This window comes from Collimonas sp. (assembly GCF_044339385.1).
Lineage (GTDB): Bacteria > Pseudomonadota > Gammaproteobacteria > Burkholderiales > Burkholderiaceae_D > Collimonas.
In genome coordinates this window covers 1-5,063 of record NZ_JBIIVN010000172.1, presented here as the reverse complement: position 1 = coordinate 5,063, position 5,063 = coordinate 1, and the positions used below count along the sequence as shown (strand labels likewise).

5 protein-coding genes are annotated in these 5,063 nt (G+C 56.2%); 3 read left to right on the top strand and 2 right to left on the bottom strand.

Going from position 1 to position 5,063, the window contains the following annotated elements:
- Positions 1-78: 78 nt before the first annotated feature.
- Positions 79-738, bottom strand: a complete 660-nt coding sequence (locus tag ACIQ0R_RS11125; protein WP_395827285.1) for a 2-dehydro-3-deoxygalactonokinase — start codon at positions 736-738, stop codon at positions 79-81.
- A gap of 276 nt (positions 739-1,014) precedes the next feature.
- Between ACIQ0R_RS11125 and ACIQ0R_RS11120 the strand changes: the two genes are divergently transcribed.
- On the top strand, positions 1,015-1,758 hold the full coding sequence (locus ACIQ0R_RS11120; RefSeq protein ID WP_395827282.1) for an IclR family transcriptional regulator: 744 nt from the start codon (positions 1,015-1,017) through the stop codon (positions 1,756-1,758).
- Between the two features lie 25 nt (positions 1,759-1,783).
- On the opposite strand, the gene ACIQ0R_RS11115 is transcribed toward ACIQ0R_RS11120, so the two are convergent.
- Positions 1,784-2,146 (bottom strand): acyl-CoA thioesterase, encoded by a 363-nt coding sequence (locus ACIQ0R_RS11115; RefSeq protein ID WP_395827280.1) that lies wholly within the window; start codon positions 2,144-2,146, stop codon positions 1,784-1,786.
- A gap of 105 nt (positions 2,147-2,251) precedes the next feature.
- Between ACIQ0R_RS11115 and ACIQ0R_RS11110 the strand changes: the two genes are divergently transcribed.
- Both ACIQ0R_RS11110 and ACIQ0R_RS11105 read left to right on the top strand, forming a co-directional pair.
- Positions 2,252-4,135, top strand: coding sequence for an ABCB family ABC transporter ATP-binding protein/permease (locus ACIQ0R_RS11110; protein WP_395827277.1), 1,884 nt, complete (start codon positions 2,252-2,254; stop codon positions 4,133-4,135).
- A 61-nt stretch (positions 4,136-4,196) separates the two neighbouring features.
- The coding region (locus tag ACIQ0R_RS11105; RefSeq protein WP_395827274.1) for a LysR family transcriptional regulator at positions 4,197-5,063 on the top strand (867 nt) is incomplete at its 3' end.

Here is a 5,063-nt window from a genome sequence, read left to right as displayed (position 1 = left end):
CCATGGTGATCACCTTATATCTCCTGCCTAAAAATTAGACAGGACAAGTAGAACACCTGGGTCAATTTTGAATCAGCACTATGCCCTTTGCTGGGTCAATTTTCGGTCAGCCGCAACAGTCTGCGTGCTGCGGCCGAGGATGGTGTGTCCGCAGAGAGCGGCAAATACTTCCCCAGTCATGAAGGTATCGAAATGTGCCAGCTCGGCGTGACCTTCGGCGCAACGCAGATGCACCCACTTTGAATGGGTGCCGGGCAACCCGATCAGAATCTGGTCGGATAGCATTGCTTGATTGCCAAGTGCACTGATGACACCGACAACCTGAGTTTCTTCTCCGCGCATCACGTTAGGTAGCGAGACATTCTGGATCAGGCCGGGCACGATGTGGATCAGTTGGCCGTGGCGATGGCGGACTACGCTCAAGTTACCGCCGATATGGGTAACATCGATCGGCACTGGCAAGTAGGGCGCTTCAAGCCATCCCTGACGGCCGCCCACCATGCCCGCAGCGATCACAGGCGTGGCTGGCGCGGCTCTTAGCCAGTCGCCGCAAGCTTGTTCGAAGGCGGCCTCGAAACCATCTTTTTTACCTGTGCCGGCTTCCGGCAACTGCATTACACCCCACGGCAAAGATCGCAGTTCGAGGGTTTGTCCACCTGCTCTAAGCCGATATGCGCGTAGCGACGAAGTGCCCCAGTCGAGGGCAATCAAATGCGTTTCTTTCGGGACTGGATGCATGCGTTTTTCAGTTTGAAAGTGGCTGGTGAAATTGCAGGAGCGACGTCGTGTGGCGTACTGTATTCTGGCTACAATTTTCTGTCAATATATGATATTGTTTCCCAATATATGGGATTTTAATGGGATTGATGCGGGGGATAAATGTGGGATTTAATAATTTTTGCGACAGGTTTCTGCAATGCCTAAACAACTTCAGTCACCCGAATCGGGCGGCGCCGACGAGGCTAATCCGCTCACAGCCCCCACGCTTCAGCCGCGCCAAGCGGCACGCAAACATTGACGCGTGGTCTGGCGGTGCTGCACGCGGTGGCTGGCGGTGCACGCGACTTGAAACAAATCTCGGCGCTGCTGGGCACGACGCGCAGCACCACGCACCGCCTGGCAAGTTGTCTGGTGCAGGAGCGTTATCTGCGATTTACGCAGAATGTCGGTTATGCGCTGGGCCCTAAATTGATCGAACTGGGTTTTCAGGCGCGTGACGACGTGTCCTTGGCGACGGTTGCACGACCGTATCTGGAGCAGTTGGCAGAACAGTCAGGCGACACCATACACCTGGCGCTGCAGGATGGTGATGATGTGCTGTATCTGGATAAGATACCAGGTAAGCAAGGGCTGGAAATGCGCTCGCGCGTCGGTCATCGGATGCCGATTACGACCACCGGCGTGGGCAAAGCCTTGATGTTGGGCATGGGCGAAGAGCAATGGCAGAGCTTGTATCAGCAGCGCAGTTCAGCAACCAGTGTCAATACCTCGCGATTGCTGCCGAAGCGCAGCTGGAGCGAGTTTCGCGAGCAGATGCGGCAATACGTCAAGGGCGGCTACGCGTTTGATCTGGAAGACAATGAGCCATCGATACGCTGCGTGGCGGCACCGATTTACGATGCCAGTCACGCAATAGTGGCAGCGATCAGTGTTTCCAGCACTGTGCCGTATATGTCGCTCAAGCGCATGCAGGCGCTGATCGCGGTGGTGCAAGCCGCCGCTGCCGGCATTTCAAGTGAACTGGGCGCTGCCCGTTAGTGCAAAAATACCTTGTTGCCAAGTTTCACAACGGCGGCAATTGACGCGGTTTGCGATTTGCATCGGTGGCGACATACGCCAGTGTCGCTTCGGTGACTTTTACGATTTCCGTCGACAACCGGTTGCGCTCGGCATAGACTTCAACGTTGACCGTAATCGAGGTATTACCAACCTTGACGATATCGGCATAAAACGACAGCAGGTCGCCGACAAATACCGGTTGCTTGAACAGGAATGAGTTCACCGCGATCGTCGCCACGCGACCATTGGCACGGCGCGTGGCCGGCAGAGAGCCGGCAATATCAACCTGCGCCATGATCCAGCCGCCAAACACGTCGCCGTGAATATTGGCATCGGCCGGCATGGGCATGACGCGCTGTTGTGGCATCGCGCCATGCGGCAGTTGGTTGTCTTTTTGCTCAGTTATCTTTTATTTTCCCCAAGGGCTACAATTAATCTTTGTAGCTTAAACCATTCTTTCAGATTGTTATTCATGCGCCACCATTCCTCAGGTCCGTCGGACCCGGCCAATGCCGGTTCCGGGCAGAAAAAACGCAGCGACTGGACCACCATCGCAACCCTGTTGCCTTATCTGTGGACCTACAAATGGGGCATCTCGCTGGCGCTGTTGTTCATGCTCGGCGCCAAACTGACCAATGTCGGTGTGCCGTTGGTGCTGAAAAAACTGGTCGACAGTATGACCATCACGGCCAGTCATCCGCAAGCGTTGCTGGTACTGCCGTTGGGTATTCTGGTGGCGTATGGCGCACTGCGTTTAAGCACAACATTGTTTACGGAGTTGCGCGAGTTTGTGTTTGCCCGCGTTACTCAACGCGCAGTGCGCACCATAGCGCTGCAGGTGTTCCGGCATCTGCATTCGCTGTCGTTGCGCTTCCACCTGAATCGCCAGACCGGCGGCATGACGCGCGATATCGAACGCGGCACGCGCGGCATTTCGTCGCTGGTGTCATATGCGCTGTTCAGCATCCTGCCGACCCTGATTGAAATCTCGCTGGTGCTGGGCTACCTGATGCTGCATTACGACATCTGGTTTGCCGCCATCACGCTGGTGGCGCTGCTCAGTTACATCGTATTTACGATCACTGTGACCGAGTGGCGAACGCACTTCCGGCGCACCATGAATACGCTCGATTCCAACGCCAATACCAAGGCAATCGATTCGTTGATCAATTATGAAACGGTGAAGTATTTCGGCAACGAAGAGTATGAGGCAAGGCGCTACGACGATGGCTTGATGCGCTACGAAAGCGCGGCAGTGAAATCGCAGAGTTCATTATCTTTGCTAAACACCGGGCAGTCGTTGATCATCGCCACCGCGGTCACCCTAATCTTGTGGCGTGCCACGCAAGGCGTGATCGACGGCAAGATGACGTTGGGCGATCTGGTGCTGGTCAACTCGTTCATGATCCAGTTGTATATTCCGTTGAATTTTCTCGGCGTGATTTATCGCGAAATCAAGCAGAGTCTGGCCGACATGGAGCGGTTGTTCCACCTGCTCGACGAGAACCGCGAAATTGCCGACGCTGAAGACGCACGGCCGTTACTCACAGGTGGTGCACAGGTACGGTTTTCGCATGTCGATTTTAGCTACGAGAGCAAGCGCCAGATTCTGTTCGATGTCGATTTCACGATTGCTGCCGGCACCACCACCGCGGTGGTCGGTCACAGCGGCTCCGGTAAGTCGACCTTGTCGCGATTGCTGTTCCGTTTCTACGATATCAATAACGGCCATATCACGATCGACGGCCAGGATTTGCGCAGCGTCACGCAAGCCTCGCTGCGCCAGGCGATCGGCATCGTGCCGCAGGATACGGTGTTGTTCAACGATAGCATCGAGTACAACATCGCTTACGGCAAACCGGGTGCCAGCAAAGAAGAAATCATTGCGGTCGCCAAGGCGGCGCATATCCATGATTTCATCGAATCGCTGCCGGACGGCTATAACTCGATGGTCTGCGAGCGCGGCCTGAAATTATCGGGCGGCGAGAAACGACGTGTCGCCATTGCCCGCACCTTGTTGAAGAATCCCGCAGTACTGATTTTTGATGAGGCGACTTCTGCGCTTGATTCGAAGTCGGAGCAGGCAATCCAGGGTCAGCTCAAGGAAATTGCTAAAGACCGGACCACGCTGGTGATCGCGCATCGGCTGTCGACGATCGCCGATGCCGAACAGATTCTGGTGCTTGATCACGGCCGGATCATCGAGCGCGGCACGCATGCTCAGTTGCTGGCGGCGGCTGGCGCGTATGCGCAAATGTGGCTGCGTCAGCAAGCGCATCCGGAAGAGCTCGGCAGCCCGTCGCCGGCCGAATCCGGCGCTGGCGACTATCCCGACAACGTGCTGCGGATGGTGTAGTTGCACAACGTCGGCAGCGATTTTCGATGCTGGAAATGCTGATTCGCGTTACGATAGAGGGATGGAAAGTAAATGGCTAGAAGACTTCATCTCATCGGCGGAAACCCACAGTTTTAGCCGCTCCGCAGAATTGCGCCACGTCACGCAGCCGGCGTTTTCACGTCGGATCCAATCGCTGGAGGCGTGGCTGGGCGCCGATCTGATTGATCGGACTTCGTACCCGACGCGTTTGACCGCTGCCGGCGAAGTGTTTTACGAGCAGGTGCTGGAAATGCTGGGGCAAATAAACAATGCGCGGGCGCTCATGCGCGGCAAGCGCCCGACCGCGCTGAGCACAGTCGATTTTGCGGTGCCGCATACCTTGTCGCTAACCTATGTGCCGCGCTGGATAAGGCTTCTGGAAGACGGCTTCGGCCCTCTTAACACGCGCTTGCTGGCACTCAATGTGCACGATGCGGTGATGGCGATGGTCGATGGCGGTTGCGATTTGCTGCTGTGCTACCACCATCCGCGCCAGCCGGTGCAGCTTGATACCGGGCGCTACGACTTGATCACGCTTGGCAGTGAAGTGCTGCGCGCCTATGCGCATTGCAATAAGGCCGGTGTGCCGGATTATCGTTTCCCCGGCAGCGCCAGCGCACCGTTGCCATTCCTCTCTTACACCAGCAATGCCTATCTCGGGCGCATGGTTGAGCTGATCCTGGCAGATTCCAAGAAGCCGCTTTATCTGGAAAAGCGCTACGAAACTGACATGGCAGAAGGGTTGAAAATGATGGCGCTTGAAGGGCATGGCGTCGCATTTTTGCCAGAATCGGCGGTTACACGCGAGGTCAAGTTGAAGCAACTCGCCAGCGTTGATCAGGGCACGCTCGAATGGGAGGCGACAATGGAAATACGCTTGTACCGTGAGCGTCCCACCGCGCAAAGG